The 17,303-nt window shown below is 69.1% G+C and carries 18 protein-coding genes; 3 read left to right on the forward strand and 15 right to left on the reverse strand.

Translation table 11 applies throughout. The features are described from left to right. Positions 1–35: 35 nt before the first annotated feature. The 7 genes from DLJ59_RS24615 to DLJ59_RS24645 all read right to left on the reverse strand — a co-directional run bounded on the left by DLJ59_RS24615 (position 36) and on the right by DLJ59_RS24645 (position 5,549). The gene (locus DLJ59_RS24615; protein WP_124774975.1) at positions 36–674 is read right to left on the reverse strand and encodes a hypothetical protein; all 639 of its coding nucleotides are present in this window, start codon (positions 672–674) and stop codon (positions 36–38) included. Beyond that, on the reverse strand, positions 671–1,945 hold the full coding sequence (locus DLJ59_RS24620) for a hypothetical protein (RefSeq protein ID WP_124774976.1): 1,275 nt from the start codon (positions 1,943–1,945) through the stop codon (positions 671–673). Before DLJ59_RS24620 ends, DLJ59_RS24615 begins: the two co-directional genes overlap by 4 nt. Beyond that, complete coding sequence (locus DLJ59_RS24625) at positions 1,942–2,697, reverse strand: ABC transporter ATP-binding protein (RefSeq protein WP_124774977.1); 756 nt, start codon at positions 2,695–2,697, stop codon at positions 1,942–1,944. Before DLJ59_RS24625 ends, DLJ59_RS24620 begins: the two co-directional genes overlap by 4 nt. Next, a complete protein-coding gene (locus tag DLJ59_RS24630) occupies positions 2,694–3,479 on the reverse strand; it encodes a zf-HC2 domain-containing protein (protein WP_124774978.1) in 786 nt (261 codons plus the stop codon). Before DLJ59_RS24630 ends, DLJ59_RS24625 begins: the two co-directional genes overlap by 4 nt. Further along, complete coding sequence (locus DLJ59_RS24635; protein ID WP_124774979.1) at positions 3,476–4,012, reverse strand: RNA polymerase sigma factor; 537 nt, start codon at positions 4,010–4,012, stop codon at positions 3,476–3,478. Before DLJ59_RS24635 ends, DLJ59_RS24630 begins: the two co-directional genes overlap by 4 nt. A gap of 119 nt (positions 4,013–4,131) precedes the next feature. Then, on the reverse strand, positions 4,132–4,923 hold the full coding sequence (locus DLJ59_RS24640; protein ID WP_124774980.1) for a hypothetical protein: 792 nt from the start codon (positions 4,921–4,923) through the stop codon (positions 4,132–4,134). Next, complete coding sequence (locus tag DLJ59_RS24645) at positions 4,920–5,549, reverse strand: RNA polymerase sigma factor (RefSeq protein WP_244236208.1); 630 nt, start codon at positions 5,547–5,549, stop codon at positions 4,920–4,922. The genes DLJ59_RS24640 and DLJ59_RS24645 overlap by 4 nt, the downstream gene beginning before the upstream one ends. Positions 5,550–5,714: 165 nt before the next feature. Between DLJ59_RS24645 and DLJ59_RS24650 the strand changes: the two genes are divergently transcribed. Further along, positions 5,715–6,281, forward strand: coding sequence for a hypothetical protein (locus DLJ59_RS24650; RefSeq protein WP_124774981.1), 567 nt, complete (start codon positions 5,715–5,717; stop codon positions 6,279–6,281). A gap of 2 nt (positions 6,282–6,283) precedes the next feature. Continuing rightward, on the forward strand, positions 6,284–6,931 hold the full coding sequence (locus DLJ59_RS24655; protein WP_124774982.1) for a nucleotidyl transferase AbiEii/AbiGii toxin family protein: 648 nt from the start codon (positions 6,284–6,286) through the stop codon (positions 6,929–6,931). A gap of 569 nt (positions 6,932–7,500) precedes the next feature. Here DLJ59_RS24655 and DLJ59_RS24660 read toward each other — a convergent pair. From DLJ59_RS24660 to DLJ59_RS24675, 4 genes are all read right to left on the reverse strand, one after another. Further along, positions 7,501–8,394: an RNA polymerase sigma-70 factor gene (locus tag DLJ59_RS24660; protein WP_124774983.1), complete on the reverse strand. Its 894-nt coding sequence runs from the start codon at positions 8,392–8,394 to the stop codon at positions 7,501–7,503. Positions 8,395–8,594: 200 nt separating this feature from the next. Next, positions 8,595–8,981, reverse strand: a complete 387-nt coding sequence (locus tag DLJ59_RS24665; protein ID WP_124774984.1) for a DoxX family protein — start codon at positions 8,979–8,981, stop codon at positions 8,595–8,597. Between the two features lie 40 nt (positions 8,982–9,021). Beyond that, positions 9,022–10,206, reverse strand: a complete 1,185-nt coding sequence (locus DLJ59_RS24670) for an NAD(P)/FAD-dependent oxidoreductase (protein ID WP_124774985.1) — start codon at positions 10,204–10,206, stop codon at positions 9,022–9,024. A 525-nt stretch (positions 10,207–10,731) separates the two neighbouring features. Next, the gene (locus tag DLJ59_RS24675) at positions 10,732–11,922 is read right to left on the reverse strand and encodes a pyridoxal phosphate-dependent aminotransferase (RefSeq protein ID WP_208648823.1); all 1,191 of its coding nucleotides are present in this window, start codon (positions 11,920–11,922) and stop codon (positions 10,732–10,734) included. 278 nt (positions 11,923–12,200) lie between these two features. Between DLJ59_RS24675 and DLJ59_RS24680 the strand changes: the two genes are divergently transcribed. Beyond that, positions 12,201–12,923 (forward strand): YdcF family protein, encoded by a 723-nt coding sequence (locus DLJ59_RS24680; protein WP_124775023.1) that lies wholly within the window; start codon positions 12,201–12,203, stop codon positions 12,921–12,923. A 37-nt stretch (positions 12,924–12,960) separates the two neighbouring features. Here DLJ59_RS24680 and DLJ59_RS24685 read toward each other — a convergent pair whose 3' ends face one another. From DLJ59_RS24685 to DLJ59_RS24700, 4 genes are all read right to left on the reverse strand, one after another. Further along, positions 12,961–13,650, reverse strand: a complete 690-nt coding sequence (locus tag DLJ59_RS24685; RefSeq protein WP_208648824.1) for a CGNR zinc finger domain-containing protein — start codon at positions 13,648–13,650, stop codon at positions 12,961–12,963. An 85-nt stretch (positions 13,651–13,735) separates the two neighbouring features. Continuing rightward, entirely contained in the window at positions 13,736–14,818 is a 1,083-nt protein-coding gene (locus tag DLJ59_RS24690) for an aldo/keto reductase (RefSeq protein WP_244236209.1), read from the reverse strand. Between the two features lie 186 nt (positions 14,819–15,004). Continuing rightward, positions 15,005–16,330, reverse strand: a complete 1,326-nt coding sequence (locus DLJ59_RS24695) for a UDP-glucose dehydrogenase family protein (RefSeq protein WP_208648825.1) — start codon at positions 16,328–16,330, stop codon at positions 15,005–15,007. Between the two features lie 8 nt (positions 16,331–16,338). Then, positions 16,339–17,298: an NAD-dependent epimerase/dehydratase family protein gene (locus DLJ59_RS24700; RefSeq protein ID WP_124774987.1), complete on the reverse strand. Its 960-nt coding sequence runs from the start codon at positions 17,296–17,298 to the stop codon at positions 16,339–16,341. Positions 17,299–17,303 lie beyond the last annotated feature (5 nt).

The raw sequence follows: 17,303 nt of genomic DNA on the forward strand, positions 1-17,303 counted from the left end.
CACACTATGGCCGCCCACGCCGACTCTGTTGCAGCTCACGGTCCACCTGTTGAACGAGCGCGGCGGCCAGCCGAGGCGCGGGACCCGCCGTGGACGTATCCCGCCGCACCGACGGCGAAGATCGTGGCAGCGGTCAACCAGGATGGTGTGATGGTGGAGGGCTGGACCGGCCAAGCCCAAGCCGCAACGACGACGCTGGTCTGGCGGGGAGCGGCGGCGTAGACGGCGCACACGTAGACGAAGGCGGGCAGCCACGCCAGCCGCGCGCCGAGCAGCACCGCCCCGCCGGCGACCAGCCCGATACAACCGAGAGCATTGCGAACCAGGGCGTGAGCACCGTACGTGTCGGGCGCCCGCAGCCCGGCCAGGATGAGCGCCACGGCGGTGACAACGGCGGCGACCAGAAGGTGACCGGCTCGCCAGGCCCGCCACGGCAGGGGTGTGCTGTGCTCGAGGTCCTCGTCAGCGCCGGCGAGGGTAGGCCCGAGCAGTAGTGCGGCCAGCAGCGGTGCGAGCGCGACCACAGGGACGCGGGCGGCCGGCCCGTCAAAGTAGGGCCTGCTGGCGAGCCACGTTCCGGCGGCCCAGGCCAGCAGAGCGATGACACCGACACCAACCAGGAACGTGAACGCGCCCCGGGAGCGCAGGTGCAGCGTGAGCAGGCGATTGGTCACAGCTGCTCGCCGAGGCGAATCAGTGCCGAGGTGTCACACCGGTGGGCGGCGTCGAGGTAGGCGGCGAACCAGGTGCGCTGCGCTGGCTCCGGTAGTGAGCGGAGCCTGGCGAGGGGCACGTTGTCGGGGGTGGCTGCCTCGTCGAGCATCCAGTCGGTGGCCAGGGTGTCGGTCCGGTACACCCGCTGGTCGATGCGGCGTGTCCCGGACGGATCCTCGCATCTGGCCCGGGTCACCTGCCGGAAGTCCGCCCGCAGGCTCTTCCGGCTGACCAAGCCGCCCAGCGCGGTGGATTGGTAGTCGAGGCTGAGCCAGACCGTGCCGTCGTCACTTTCGAGAGACTGGCCGGCCGGCTGGGCGGCCTGGTCGGCCGCCCGCCGGGGCGCTCCGGGTATCCCGTCGAGACGGGCCAGGATGGGCTGCACAACCTCGGTGACGTCGTCGATCAGGAACGCGTTGATCCGGGACAGGCACACCTGCGGGCCGCTGCTCGTGCACACCAGCTCCACCGCGGCCGGGTCGGCCGGGAGGCGATAGGTGCCCGGTCCGGTGATGATCGGCACGGCGGCAGTGACGGCGAGTCCGCCGGCCAGCAGGGCTGCTCGCCGCTGCCGCGCGGCGGCGGCCAGCAGCAGGACCGTCAGGGCCACCAGCCAGGCCGCCTGCAACGCGGTGACCCGGTCGGGGACGAGTGAGTACACCGCCCAGCCGCCGTAGACCGGCGAGAGCCACGCGGCGGGATTGCCGTCCCAGTAGATGACGATGGCCAGGCCCAGGTAGGTGGCGAGGCCGGCGATCGGGGCCGCCACCCGCAGCGGAACGAGCCGGCCGACGAGGACGCCGACCGCGGCGGCGGCGGCCAGGGCGAGGACACCGACGGTCAGCGTCCACCACCAGCCTCCGCCGGTGTAGGTCGCGACCCGGGCGACCAGCACCGCCGCTCCGGCGAACGCGCCAAGCAGTCCGACGGCACCGGCCAATGTCACGGCGAGCCAGGCCACCACCACTGGTTGCCAGCCCGGGCGGGGGGTCGAGGCGATCAGCTCGTCGATGTCGCGCCGCCGTTCCCGCCCGGACTGCCACGCCCCGGCAGCGATCATGAGAGCGCACAGGATCAACAGCGACACCCGCAGATAGTTCGCCAGACCCGCCCACCGGCCGCCCCAGTCGTCCGGGTGCACGGCCAGCATCCACACTCCGGCGCCGAACATCGCCGCAGCGGCGAGGGGCGCCGTGCCGCGGCGTAGCTCCACCCTCAGCGCGCGCCTCACCGCGGTACCGTCCGCGCGCCGCGCAGAACCGCCGTGTAGCCCCGCTCGATGGGGGAGTCGCCGCTGTCGCCGTCCCCACCGGCGGCCATCAGCTCGTCGGGGAGGCCGGTGAAGACCAGCCGTCCGCCGTCGACCAGGTTCACCCGGGTACACGCCGCCACGACGTCCTCCACCAGGTGAGTGCTGACCAGTACCACGGCATCCAGGCCCAGTTCCCGCAGCAGCGCCCGGAACTGCACCCGCTGCTCCGGGTCCAAGCCGGCGGTCGGTTCGTCCAACAGCAGCAGCCGAGGGTCGTTCACGATGGCCTGGGCGATGCCGGCGCGGCGCAGCATCCCGCCGGAGAGGTGCTTCATCCGGTCGTCGGCGCGCTCCAGCAGGCCGACCCGCTCGATCGCCCGGTCCACCGCCAGCGGGATCCGCGCCGGCGGCATCTCCTTCAGCCAGGCGAAGTACTCGACGAACTCCCGGACGGTGAAGCGGGGGTAGAAGCCGAACGCCTGGGGCAGGTACCCCAGCTGGCGGCGCGCCTGCCGCAACGCCGAGGGGTCGCCGATGTGGTGGCCCAGCAGCCGGATGTCACCCCGGTCGGGGTGCAGCGCCGTGGCCAGGACCCGCATCAGGGTGGTCTTGCCGGCGCCGTTCGGGCCGAGCAACCCGTGCACGCCCACCCCGAGTTCGAGGTCCAGGTCGTCGAAGACGACTCGCTTGCCGTAGCTGACCCGCAGGCCGTCGACGCTCACCGTCGTCATGCCGGTTGCCTTCCCACCCGTTCCCGACGCACATACACCACCACCGCGGCCACCGCGGTGACGCCCAGCCAGCCCGGGCCGCTCGACACCAGGACCGCCAGACCGCCGACCGGCGGCGCCAGCACCACCACCGCCCACGCCCCTGCCACCACGAGCGCGGCGTACGCGGGCTCGATCAACGAGCCGAGCGCCAACGTCAGCACGGTCAACCCGACGCAGGGCAACAGCCACAGTCCCGGCGGACCGATGTCCGTCACCGCGCCGGCCAGGACCGCGACGGGTGCGGCCACCGTGAGCACCGCCAGCGTGCGCCACAGCACAATCGTCAGGCCGCCCTGCGGTGTCCCCGCGATCAGCTCGTGCAGTGGATCAGTTCGCGGCCCGTACGACAGGGCCGTACCGACAGCGGGCAGCGCCGGCGCGATCAGTAGGAGCAGCCACGGTGGGACCACCGTCGGGCTGACCGCCAACCCCGCGGTGAGCACCCCGGTGACGGCCACCGACAGCAACCACGCCGTCCGCGCCGCAGGCCCCGCACCCACCAACACCCTGATTCGCCGCCACCCTGTTGCCCGCCGCACCCGCCCCTGCGTCGGCAGCCGGCCGCCCAGCGAGACCGCGACGGCCTCCACCACCAGGGCCGTGGACGCGTCCGATGCGATGCTCGTCCGGCAGGCCGCACAGCGGTCGAGGTGCGCCTCCACCGACCACGCGTCCACGTCAGCGAGGCCGCCTTCGGCGTACGCCGCCAGCACCCCGGCGTCGACGTGGAAACCGGTCACGACAGGGCCTCCCGCAACTCGCGGCGCGCCCGCATCGCCCGGGTCTTCACCGTGCCCTCCGGCACACCCAGCAACACCGCCGCCTCCCGCACGGTCAGGCCGTCCAGCACCGTCGCCTGCAACACCGCCCGCAACTCCGGAGCCAACCGGTGCAGCGCCCGCTCCAACTCGACGTCGTACGCGCCGGCCAAGACCTCGTCCTCCGCCGACGGAGACCACGCCAACACGTCCTCACTCGGCGCCCCCACACTCTGCGGACGGGCCAACGCGCGACGCCGCGCGTCGATCAACCGACCGGCGGCCACCGACCACAGCCAGCCCACCGCCGCACCGTCCCCGCGGTAGCCGGCCGCGGCCCGCCACACCGTCAGGAACGTCTCCTGCAACACCTCCCGGACCAACTCCGGATCCCGACACCGGCGGCGCAGACGCAGCACCAACCAGGGCGCGTTACGCGCATACAGCACGTCGAACGCCCCGCGGTCACCCTCTCCGACGAGGCGCAACAGCTCCTCGTCGTCCACGTCCATCACGCAAGGTTAGGACGCATCACCCGGCGAAACGGTTCTCTCCACCGCGCCACACGCCGGGCTGATCCGCGAGTTACGACCAACCCAGGCGCGAGTCGGTCCGAAGGTTCGCGAGCCTCTGGTTATTGGATCGGTAGCCGGACGGTGTGCGGGTCGACGAGCGTGACGCCTGCGGCAGTGCGCACATGCAGCTTGCTGCCGGCGAGTTCGCCACGCTCGCTGGGCCACCACACACCCCAGATGCCGTTCCTCAGCGTGGAGCTCACTCGAAGTCCATTCGCCAGTACCACGTCGACGCCAGTCACCGCGGCACCGCTCAGGCCGAACATCTGGAAGGCTTGAATGCCGCCCTCTGGCGGCTGCTGCAAAACGCCGCCGAGCACCAGCACGGCACTGTCTTGCGGCTTGGTGAACGGTTTGTCGGAGACCGTGGCCGCCATGAGGTTGAGCCCATTGCGCCCGTCGGCCTTCAGGCCAGACAGGGCGATCAAGGGGTCCCTGGAGGTGCCGCTACCCATTGAGACATCGACGCAGAAGGTGAAACCGCCGCGTCGATCGACCAGCACCTCCCGTCGGTCCGCCGCCTCTCGGCGCGCCGGGACACCTCCGACGCCCACCCCGCCGACGCCGAGGTCGCTGCATTTCGAAGCCCAGCCCTCGATGTCTTCATCCGAAGCGGTCAGTGGTGGAGCGGCCTGCGGGACGGGCGTCCAAGCGGCATAATTCTGCTGCGGTGGCTCGGGGTCGACCGCGAGCGCGATGAAGCCGACTGCCGCGGTCAGGACAGTGAGGCCACCGGCTATGGCGATACGCCGGTTCCGAATCGGCGCAGCCCCACGCGAGGCCTGAGCAACCAGCATTCGCCGAACGTCGGTCTGGCGCTGTGGGTCCAGGCGGGATCGCAGCTCAGTCATGACATCTCCTGCCGCTGTGTGGGGGTGGCGACTGGGCAGTTCGCGGGATCGACAATGCCGAATGGGCCTGTCTCGGCGTCGAGCCGGGACCGGGCCCGCGACAACCGCGACCGGACGGTGCCCACCGGTACGCCGAGCGCTACTGCCGCCTCGGCATATGTGAGGCCCTGCCAGACACAGAGCAGCAACACGTCGCGATCGGGCGGCCTCAGTCGCTCGAGAGCCGCCCGCAACCGGGCCAGGTGTCGCTCGTCATCGAGCCGGCCGGCGACCTCCTCGGCGTGGTCGGGCGTGGCCGAAGCGGGCGCCAGCCGTTCCAGCGCCCGTCGATGCCGCACCGCGGTCCGCCAGCGATGCTGAATCGTCCGGCGAGCGATCCCGTACAACCACGGCAGCGCATTGCCATCGACCAGCTCGACCTCACCCCGCCGACGCCACGCCTCCAGGAACACGATGGAGACCAGATCATCGGCAGCGTCGATCGAGCCGGTCCGGCGGGCACAGAATGCCCGGACGGCCCCGCCGTGCCGGTCAAAGAGAACACCGAAGCACTCGGCCTCCCCCTGGCGCGCTCTCTGCCACAGCTCGCCGTCGTCGGCCCAGATCATGTCCGCCGTCTCGCTCACACTCTCCTATGACCGTTGCGCCCGTCAGGTTCCACTTCCGGTAGCACTACATCTGAACCAGCCCAGTGCAGCATGCTCGCCACAGCCGGCTCAGGTTCATGACACCGACAACGAGGGTGCCGCAAGGAGCCAAGCGTGCTTGGCCTAGCGTGGTAGGCTGACGGCATGGGCCGGTTCTCCGAGGATGAGCTACATGCGGTTGTCTCCCGGTACGAGGCGACGCGCGCGCAGGCATTGACCGAGCGGGACGAGCAGCTACGGGCGTTCCACGCGGCCGGCTGGCGGCCGGTGGATCTGCAGCGGGTCACCGGCTACAGCCGGGAGACGATCCGTCAGGCGCTACGACCGGAGGTCCGGCGCGCGACCAACATCAGCCGACGCCGGACACCACCCCAGCCGCCGGCGGACTACCGGCCCTACGGTGACCGCAGGCCCTACATGGTGGCCGAAACCCTCGCCGCACTGCGCGGCCCGACCGAAGGCATGGTGACGCTTCCGCGTCACCTCGACTGGTCCGGGCACGCCGAGTACGACCTGAACCGGTCCGCCCGCCTGGCCAGCATGTACAAGGTGGTGCTCACCGAGGCCAGTACGGTCGAGGATCTGAACACCTGGCTCGATGCCGACCTCCTCCGGCGGCTCTGGCCCATCCTCTGGCTGCCACCCCAGCTCCGGCAGCGCTGGGAGGAAGCCTTCCCCGATCTCGCCGCAACCCGCAGCGGCGCGGCGTAGCGGTGGACCCCTTCCACGAACGCCTAGCCCGTACCGGGCTCGGGGCGGCCGATCGATATGGCTTCGCTCTGGCCGGCGGCTACGCGGTCCAGGCAGCGGGGCTTGTCGAGCGGCCCAGTGAGGACGTCGACCTGTTCACCGCCTGGGACCGCCGCGACGAGTTCACCGCCGCGGTCGTCGCCGTCGTGCACGCCTACCGCGACGACGGCCTCACCGTCGAGACCGAGCGCCAGTACGACACCTTCGCCCGGTTGGCGGTCACCGACGGCGTGCGGGTATCCAAGGTCGAACTCGGCGTGGACTGGCGTGCCAACGAACCGATCCTCATGGCGATCGGTCCAGTGCTCCACCCGGACGACGCGGTCGCGAACAAGATGAGCGCCCTCTACGGACGAGCGTTCGCCCGGGACTTCATCGACATCGACGCCACACTCCGATCCGGCCGCTACACCCGCGAAGCCCTCCTCGCCCTCGCGCAGCGCGCCGACCGTGGGTTCGACCGGCGCGTCTTCGCCGACGCCCTCGGACAAGCCACCCAGCTCGATCCCGACGACTTCGCCCAGTACGGTGTCACCGGCCGAGCGCTGGACGACCTCCGAAGCCGAACTGCGGAGTGGCGCCGCGAACTGCTCGACGACAAGGAACGATGACTCGGCTCCCGACTCGCAGCAGCGTTAAGCCTGCACCCGCAGGGCCCACAACGTTCCAGCTGATCTTCGGCAAGCGATCGCAGCGAGCCCGCGAAGCGACCGGCACGCAACGGCAGACGATAGAAAGCCGCAGGTCGTCGGCCTGTGGACACCGGCGGAGCGTCGGGTTAGGAAACCGATGCTCTATCCCCTGAGCTACGGGGGCGCGAGCGCCTAGTCCAGCGACCTGGGGTTCACCTGGGGTGGCAGGGAGTGGCCCACGTTCACCTACGTCACCCGGACCCGTGTTCTCCCAGCCCAGGACCACACCCCGAGCACACGAACCCCGGTTTGCGACCGGCGGTTGGCCGTGGTGACCCGGGTCGGCATCCGCTGGAGAGCACACACCTCGCACATGTTCGAAGATCAACAACGTTGCGTCCAGGTACCCACCTTCGGCGTCGCCACCGGAGGACCACGGAGCGCTCACGCCGGGGCGCTCGGGCCCCGCCGTGATACCGACTACGACGGTGTCCACCGTCCTGACAGGGGTCCGGGTTGTTCCTTGCCGCCGTATTCCGGGGCCGTGTTCATCGCCGGGTGAGCGCGGTTTCGGATTCGACGTGGCCCAGCTTCTCGGGGTTGCGGACGTAGTAGAGGCCGGTGATGCCGGCGTCCTCGACCCGGATCGCCATGACGCCGTCGATCTCGCCATCCAGGCGTACGAGGAGTGCCGGGTTGCCGTTGACCATGGTCGGTTCCCCGGTGAGCGTGCCTTCGACCTTGCCCAGACCACCGAAGAGCATGCGGACCACCTTCTCGGAGCCGATGATCGGCCGCAGCGCGGCCTGCTTGACGCCGCCGCCGTCACCGACCAGGACGACGTCAGGGGCGAGCACGTCGAGAAGACCCTGTAGGTCCCTGGTTTCGACCGCGCGTTGGAACGCCCGCAGAGCGGCCCGGGTCTCGCTCGGCGAGGCCACCTGGCGGGGGCGGCGGGCGTCGACGTGCTGGCGGGCGCGGTGCGCGATCTGGTGGACGGCTGCGGGGCTCTTGCCGACGGCGGCGGCGATCTCGTTGTAGCTGATACCGAAGGCTTCGCGTAGTACGAAGACGGCGCGTTCGGTCGGCGACAGTGTCTCCAGGACGATCATGAGCCCGATCGACACGCTCTCGGCGAGCTCGACGTCCTTGGCCACGTCCGGTGCGGTGAGCAGGGGGTCGGGCAGCCAGGGGCCGACGTATGCCTCCTTGCGGCGTTTCATTGCGCGTAGCCGGTTGAGCGACTGCCGGGTGGTGATCCGGACCAGGTAGGCGCGCTGGTCGCGTACGTGCTCCGTATCGACGTTGATCCACCGCATCCAGGTTTCCTGGAGGACGTCCTCGGCGTCGGCCGCCGACCCGAGCATCTCGTACGCGACGGTGAAGAGCAGGTTACGGTGGGCGACGAAGGTGTCGGTCGCCGAGTCAGCGGCGTAGCTCATACCTCGCCCCTTCTTTCGCGGCTGACCCGGGTTACCGGGGGCCTCCAACCGTGCATCATCAACAAGCTCCTAATCCCGGCTGGACGCCATCGGGGGGACGAGCAGCCGGCCAGTCCGGGCCGGTGAGCCACCGCCGGGACGGTCCGTGCAACGGAACGCCCGCACCGAGACGGCACCATCCCGACAGCGGCTCACCCCCGTCACCCGGCGAAAGGCTCGAGGTCGAAGCGGCCCCACGCGACGAAGGCGGCAAGCGCGAGATAGACCAGGTTCAGCATCACCAACGCGTACTGACCGAGGCGGCCATGGGTGATCATTGCGCCGACCATGAGCAGTACCCAGCAGGTGGCGGTCACCGGCACCATGAACGGTGCGACGTCGAGCGCGCCGGGCAGGATCAGACCAACCGCGGCCAGGAGTTCGACGACCCCGAGGGTCCTGACGAAGCCGACACTGGCGTGTCTGAGCCATTCCCCGCCGCTGTGCGCGGCGGCGAGTCTCTCCTTCGGTATGAACGTCTTGGTGATGCCGCTGGATAGGGCGAGGGCTGCCAGCAGCGCGGCAGCGATCCAAAGGGCGAGGTTCATAGGGTGTTCCTGTCTCGTGTGGGCGGCCCAGGCTGCTGGTTCAGCGGGTGGCCAACGCCTCCGCGTGCTTGGCCCGCAGCAATTCCTGGCGCTTGTCGTCCTTGACCCAGGTGAGCGAGCCCGGCTTGCGTGCCTCGTTCGCCAGATGCTTGACGGTGTGCTGGCAGACGAACTCCTTGAGCTTCGCGCCCGGACCACCGCCGATGTACAAGCCGTTCGCGGTGTCGTCTCTCGACGCGAACTGGAAGATGCCGGCGCGACGCCCCAGGCTGATGCACTGGCCGAAGAACCCCAGGTTGATGGGGGCTGGCTGCTCACCCGCGATCCGGGCCAGCACCGTGTCGGCGGCGTGCGCACCGATCCTGGTCGCGGCCTGGCAGCTCATCCGGAACGGCAAATTCGACGGTGCCGCGGAATCCCCGGCCGCGAGGATGTGCACGTCGTCCACGCTTGTCAACGTCTCGTCGGTGAGCAGGCGGCCCAGCTCGTCGGTGCTCAGCCCGCTGCGGCCGGCCAGGTCCGGCACGCCGAACCCGGCGGTCCAGATGGTCACCGTGCTCCGCACCTCCCGGCCGCCGTCGAGCCGCACGGCATCGCGCGTCACCGCCGTCACCTTCGTGCCGGGGCCGTCGAGCACCGTCACACCGAGGCTGGCCAGCCGCTTGGCAACCGAGCGCCGACCCCGCTCGTGCAGATACGGGCCAAGCACCCCGGCGCAGACCAGGGTCACGGTACGGCCCGCCTCCGCCAGCTCGGCGGCGGTCTCGATGCCGGTCGGACCGGCTCCGACAACCGTCACCGGGGCCGTCGCGGGAGCGGCGTCGACGACCGGCCGCAGCCGCTGCGCCTCCTCCAGGCTGGCGATCGGGTGAGCGAACTCGGCCGCTCCGGGCACCCCGGGGTCGGCGCTGCCACTGCCCACCGCATAGATCAGGTAGTCGTAGCCGACCGTGCCGCCCGCAGCCAACGTGACGCCGCGCCCGGCCGCGTCGATCCGGGTAACCGTGTCGACCACCAACCGGACGGACTTGGCCAGGACGTCTTGGTAGTCGACGACCGCATCGTCGGACCCGCCCACCACCTGATGCAGGCGGATCCGCTCGACGAACGTCCGGCGCGGATTGATCAAGGTCACAGCCACGTCGTCGCGCCGCGTCAGGCGGTTGGCCGCCATGACACCGGCGTACCCGCCGCCGACCACCAGCACATCGATCTTCCTGGTCATAGTGGATCCTCCGCTTCCAGGGGTTCACCCTCAAGACACCACCTGACCGGCCGTCCTGACATCCTGTGAGGCACGCCACTCGATTGACGTGGGCCTGAGGTCCGCAGGGCGCGTCTGAACCCAGATGCCTCAGACGCGTCACGGTTAGAAGTTCGCGGAGTGCAACCCGACAAAGACCGCCAAGTGACCCACGTTGACCTGCCTTGGACTGGCGAACCGGCTCGACCGACGACCACACGCTGATCACAATGGATAGGGCCGCTAACGGTTCAGATGCTGCGCCCTCGCGTCACTGCTCCTGATCCGATGCGCACGGGGTGAGGTGATGGGCCTGCACGGCTCGGCGATGGTGTTGGGAGTGGGGGTGGGGTGGCGCTCGGCGCCCCGCTGGCCAGCGGTGATCGATGCCACCGCACCAACTTGGGCCGTATCCGCCCGACGTCTGCATCGATTCGTTCATCACGGTGTACGACGTGCGCGGGTGCTCCTGTCACCGCTGGAGGAGCACCCGCACGGCCGGCCGGTTCAGCCGGCCAGCTTCGCCAGCCGGCCCAGGCCTTCCACCAGGTCTTCGTCGCTCAGAGCGTACGAGAAACGGAAGTAACCCGGCGTCCCGAACGCCTCGCCGGGCACCACGGCGATCTCGGCTTCCTTCAGCAGAAGCCGCGCCAGCTCGGCGGTGCTCGTCGCACGATGTCCACCGAGGTCGCGGTCGAGCAGTCCCTTGACGTTGGGGTATGCGTAGAAGGCGCCGTGTGGTTCCGGGCACACGACGCCCGGGATGTCGTTGAGCATCCGCACCATGATCTGGCGGCGACGGTCGAACGCCGTACGCATCTGTACCACCGCACTCAGATCACCCGACACCGCCGCGAGTGCGGCAGCCTGAGCCACGTTGGCCACATTGGAAGTGGCGTGCGACTGCAGATTCGTGGCCGCCTTGATCACGTCCTTCGGACCGATCATCCAGCCCACCCGCCAGCCCGTCATCGCGTAGGTCTTGGCCACGCCGTTGAGCACGATGCTTCGGTCGGCCAGCTCGGGCACCCGGGTGACGATGCTCGGCGCGGTCGCGCCGCCGTAGGTCAGGTGCTCGTAGATCTCGTCGGTGACGACCCACAGATCGTTGTCGGCGGCCCACTGGCCGATCGCGGCCACCTGCTCCGGAGGGTAGACCGCGCCGGTCGGGTTCGATGGGGAAACGAACAGCAGCGCCTTTGTCCGTGAGGTCCGGGCCGCCTCCAACTGCTCGACGGTAGCGAGGTAGCCGGATGCCTCGTCGGTCACCACATCGATCTGCACACCACCGGCGAGCTTGATCGCCTCCGGGTAGGTCGTCCAGTACGGCGAGACGACGATGACCTCGTCGCCTGGGTCCAGCAGTGTCGCGAACGCTTCGTACACGGCCTGCTTGCCGCCGTTGGTGACCAGAATCTGGGAGGGCTCGACGCGATAGCCGGAATCACGCAGCGTCTTGGCTGCGATGGCCTCGCGCAGTTCCGGCAGGCCCCCGGTGGGGCTGTATCGGTGAAACCGCGGGTTGCCACAGGCCCGCAGGGCCGCCTCGACAATGTAGTCCGGAGTGGCGAAGTCCGGCTCTCCGACACCGTAGAGAATGACCGGCCGGCCGGCGGCCTGCAGCGCCTTGGCCTGAGCGTCGACCGCCAGTGTCGCCGACTCGGTGATCGCTGCTACGCGTGCTGAGATTCGACTCATCGGTGAATCATCCAAGTGTCCCATCATGAGGTGCTCGCCGGGCCAGCGCCGTGCCGTGTCATGAGACAGCTCGTTCGGGTACGTCGACTGGCACGCAGCCGACCCGGGTGGGCCTCGGCGGAGCGTCCCCTCGCGGGCAATCGAAGGTCGGCGACGTTTTTCGTCCCCCTACTATCGTGGGCACCGCCGCAGCCAGCACGACATACGTGTTGAAATGGGCCTACTCAATACCGAGTAGAGTCCATGGCTCGAACTACAGGATGAGGCCGAAGGATTTGATGAGCCCGAGCAGCACGACTCCTCGGATCGCAAGGGAAGATGACCTCGCGGGCTTCACAGCCGGCCAGTTCCTGGCCGTGACAAAAGCCCTCACGATGATATTGGCTCTTCCCCCGTCGGCCGCCGACCACGTCGATGCGCTCGTCATCGCCAGCGGTCAGGGCGAGGAATGGCGCTTCACCCACGCGATCCGCAGCTGGGAGGCGAACCTTGATCTCCGTTACCTCCTGGTGGCCAACGGCAACCCCTCCGAGAAGACCTACGTCGAGATCACGCTCGGCTACCTGCGCAGCCTCGGTCTCCGTCGCATCGGTGGAGTCCACGTCCAGGCCGAACCGGCTCCCAACACTGCCCTGCAGGCCGCCTGGATCGTCAACCAGGTCAAAGCCCACGGCATCACGAGCCTCGCGCTCGCCGTCTCCCCCTACCACCTGCCCCGCGCCTACCTCACGCTCCTCAAAGCGTTCAACGAGAGCGGCGTTCGCCTCCCCATCATTCCGGTTCCCGTGGCGGTTCCCCCGGACAGACTGGTCCCGGAGACCGGAGCCACCGCCTACGACCTCGTGCCCGGGGAAGTGAAGCGCATCCTCACGTACGCGGACATGGGATGGATCGCGACACTTGAGGAGCTGCAGCAATACCTGCGGTGGCTCTGGAGTCATCATGAGCCGCTCCTCAGAGGGGGCTCGCGAATGCCTGTCGAGGATGGGGTGACGGCCTGACATCCGTCGAGGGGGGTGGGCGGAGTGGCGCCGGCCCCTAGGAGCGCGGGGGCCGGGCGGCGCGACGACGTTCGGTGAGCCGTCGCGCCTTTACCGCGTTGCCGCAGTCCGCCATGCGACACCAGCGGCGGGAACCGTTGCGGCTCTGATCGAGGAACAGCCAGCCACAGCCACCTTCGAGGACCGGGCAGCGGCGCACCCGGGTCAGGTCGGCCGTCAGCATGACGTCGAAGGCGGCCTCGGCGATCCGGTCGGGCACCAGCATGGCCGGCACCGTGCCGTAGGCCAGCCGCACCCGCGACGAGTCGAGCACGAACCTTGCCCGGGCGGCCGCGCCGGACCAGTGCTGATGTAAGGCGACCAGTGCGGCGCCGGCCGCGACAGGGTCACCCGCCGTACCACCGTCGGCGTCAACGATCGCCGCAAGCATCACGAGATGCAGTCCTTCGCGGATGTCCCGCACAGCGGCCAGACCGGCCTGCGCCGCTGCGGGCTCGTCGTGCCACGCCCGACCAACCTGGTCGGCCTCCGCGTCGCTGATCACGCCAACCTTGGCCGACCAGCGCAGCAAGGCGGAGCTGTCGGACAGGAAGTCGTGCGGTGAGCTGCCCCCTCGCTCGAGTGTGTTGACCAGATCGAGCACAGGGTGCCCGCCGACCATCGGTAGCTGGCACACGTCGAGCGGCATGCCGACAAGGCTACCACCTAAACCGCTGAAGGAGGTCATGCTCCGGCTCTGCCAGGGGCCGGCGAGAGCGGCGAAGCCCGCCGCTCGGCCATTGAGGTGACGGTCGGGTGGACGAATGCCCCGATCACGGGGCATGGGCGCCGGCGGCGTCCAGTCGCTCGACGTGTGCGGCGTCGAGCGTGACGTCGAGTGCCGACATGGCGGCCAGGTACTGGTCGAGGGTCCGTGGCCCGATCAGCGGCACGGTGGTCGGCGACGTCTGATGCAACAGCCACGCGAGCACCAGTTGATTCGGCTTGACCCCAAGCTCGGCGGCGAGCTCGGTGAGCGCCGCGAGACGCGCCTCGGCATCCGGACCCTGGTACGGATCCATGATGTCGTGGTTTCGCCGCTTCTCCGGGTCGTCGTAGACCCCTTTGAGGATCGGCGAGTACGCGACCAACGTCAGATCATCGTGCGTCCGCAGGTAGTCGAGCTGCTCGTCGTCGACGATGGACTTGTGACTGAGCCCGGCACGACGGCGGAGGTAACTGTGTTGTTGCTGCACCGCGACCGGTGCGGGCCAGCCATGCCGGTCACAGAGCTGTCGGATGCGCTCCAGCCGCCAGGTGCGCACGTTGCTCCAACCGACGTACCGCGCCTTGCCTGCGCGCACGATCTCCGCCAGGGCGGACAGCGTCTCCTCCAGCGGTGTCGACCGGTCGTCGACGTGCACGTAGTACAGGTCGACGTGGTCGGTGCCGAGCCGCCGCAGGCTGTCGTCGATGCCCCGGCGCACGGTGTCGGGGCTCGCCCCCTCGAAACGAGCCTGGACCTCTTCCCAGGTCTTGCCCCGCGCTTCTTCCGGATCGGATAACCGCGCACCGCACTTGGTGGCGAGAAAGACCTGGTCGCGTCGACCGCCATGGGCGAGCCAACGGCCGATCAGTTCCTCGCTCTCGTCACCGGTGTTGCCGGGGGACGGCCACCACGCATAGCAGTTGGCGGTGTCGACAAAATTGCCCCCGGCGTCGAGGTAATGGTCCAGCATTTTGACCGACGACGCCTCGTCGGTCAGCGTTCCCATTAACATGCAACCGAGAGCGATCTGGCTGACCTGCTCGCCTGTGCGCCCCAATTCCACAGTTTTCATAGCCGGAAAGCTATATGTTCGAGCGTGCTCTACGTCAACCCATTGGGCTACTCGAAAGCCGCTTCGCTCATACACCTCTGTGCGGCAGGTGAAAGAGCGAACAGCACCTTTGTTGGAGCGTGACGATCGGCCGGCGGCCCACACGCGGGCACATCGTCGGTGCGCGGTGGAACATGCCGACGGCGACGCGAAGCTGGGTCAGCAACTCGACGCCGTCAGGCACGTCCGTGACGCGGGGAGACGCAGGGTGGTGCGCAACACTCAGCTCTGGAGCGCCGGACGGCCAGGCGCGACATACTGCCACCCTGCGCCCTGCCACTCCTCGGCGTCGAGCAGGTGCCGCCCGTCCACAACGTTCCGGCTCTTGACCTCCTTGCCCAGGACCCGCGGATCGAGAGTGGCGAACTCCTGCCAGTCGGTCAACAGGGCCACCGCGTCGGCGCCGCGTGCCGCATCCAGCGGGCTGGTCGCGTAGGTCAGGTGGGGGAAGGCCTGCCGCGCGTTCCCCATCGCGCGCGGGTCGTAGACAGCGGCCACACCGCCCTCACGGCTGATCAGCTCGGCCACGTACAGCGCAGGCGAGTCCCGGATGTCGTCGGTGTTGGGCTTGAAGGCGGCGCCGAGCACTGCCACTCGCCGCCCGGCGAACCCACCGCCGCACTGCTTGCGGAGCAACTCCACCACCCGGTCGCGGCACCGTAGGTTCACCGCGTCGACCTCAGCCAGGAAGGCCAGGGCGTGGCCGACGCCGAGGTCGTGGGCGCGGGCCTGGAAGGCCCTGATGTCCTTGGAGATGCAGCCGCCGCCGAAGCCGAGCCCCGCCTTGAGGAACTGCTCGCCGATGCGCGGGTCGCGTCCGAGCGCTTCGGCGACGACTGTGACGTCGGCACCGCTCGCGTCGCAGAACTCCGCGATCGCGTTGATGAAGGAGATCTTCGTGGCCATGAAGGAGTTGGCCGCCGTCTTGATCACTTCGGCGGTGGGCAGGTCGGCCACCACCACCGGAACACCCGCCTCGATCAGTGGCGCGTAGACCTCGCGGAGCACCTTCTCGGCGGCCGTGTCCGCCACGCCGAGCACGAGGCGATCCGGCCGCAGGGTGTCGGCCACCGCCGTGCCCTCGCGCAGGAACTCCGGGTTCCAGGCGACCGACACCGTGTCGCCGTCGGGCACGAGAACGCGGAGCATCTCGGCCAGGTGGGCCGCGGTGCCGACCGGTACGGTGGACTTGCCGACGACGAGGCACTCATGCGCCAGCGACGGTGCCAGCGCCTCGATGGCCGCGTGCAAGTGGCTGAGGTCGGCTGCGCTGGCGTCGCTGCGCTGTGGCGTGCCGACGCAGATGAAGTGCACGTCGGCCGTCGCGGCGTCCTCGTAGGACGTGCTGAACCTCAGTCGTCCGGCGGCGAGATTGCGAGTGATCAGCTCGTCCAGCCCAGGCTCGAAGAAGGGCACTCGGCCGTCGGCCAGCGCGGCAATCTTTTCCGGGTCGATGTCGATACCGATGACCTGGTGCCCCAACTCGGCCATACCGGCGGCGTGTGTGACACCGAGATACCCGCAGCCCAGCACGGAGATCGTAAGCACTGTGCCTCCTATTTCCAGTCCGCTGATGGTTTGCTGGCGGCCGCTACCGTCCGCCGTAGACCTTCTTCGAGGGCGACCTGTGGCCGCCAGCCCAGTTCCCGCTCCGCTCGACTGATGTCGGGGCAGCGCTGCCGAGGGTCGTCCGCGTCCGCCTCGATGAACTTCAGTGGTGACCGGCTGCCGGTCACCTCGAGGATCAGCTGAGCCAGGTCGCGGATGGTGACCTCGTGGACGTTGCCGATGTTGACCGGCCGCCCGTAGTCGCTCTCCGCGATCGCCAGAAGGCCCCGCGCGGTGTCCTCGACGTAGCAGGGCGAGCGCGTCTGGTTGCCGTCGCCGTGGATCGTCAGGGGGACGCCGTCGAGGGCCTGGGCGATGAAGCCGGAGATCACCCGACCGTCCGGCCGCATCCGCGGCCCGTAGCTGTTGAAGATGCGCGCGATACCCACGCTCACCCCGTGCTTGTTGCCGTAGGCCGTGGTGAAGGCCTCGGCGTACCGCTTCGCCTCGTCGTAGACCGATCGCGCACCGATCGGGTTGACGTTGCCCCAGTACTCTTCGTCCTGCGGATGCTTCAGCGGATCGCCGTACACCTCCGACGTGGAGGCCAGCACGAAACGGGCTCCACACCGGTGTGCGATGCGCAGCGCGTTGTGTGTGCCTTGGCTACCGACGAGCAGGGTTTCGAGCGGCAACCGATAGAATTCGGGAATCGACGCCGGCGACGCCAGGTGCATCACGAGATCTACCGATCCCGGTGTGTCGAATTCCTCGATGACATCCGCCTCGACGAGCGTAAAGCCCGACCGACCCATCAGGTGCTCGACATAGCTGCGGTGCCCGGTGGAAAAGTTGTCGACGCCAATCACCTCCACGCCGGAGGAGAGGAGCTGCTCGCAGACGTACGAGCCGAGAAATCCTCCACCGCCGGTGACCAAGGCTCGTCGGAATCTGCTGGTTTGCGACACGGGAA

Origin of the sequence: Micromonospora inaquosa (genome assembly GCF_003857055.1) — a bacterium.
GTDB classification, from domain to species: domain Bacteria; phylum Actinomycetota; class Actinomycetes; order Mycobacteriales; family Micromonosporaceae; genus Micromonospora; species Micromonospora inaquosa.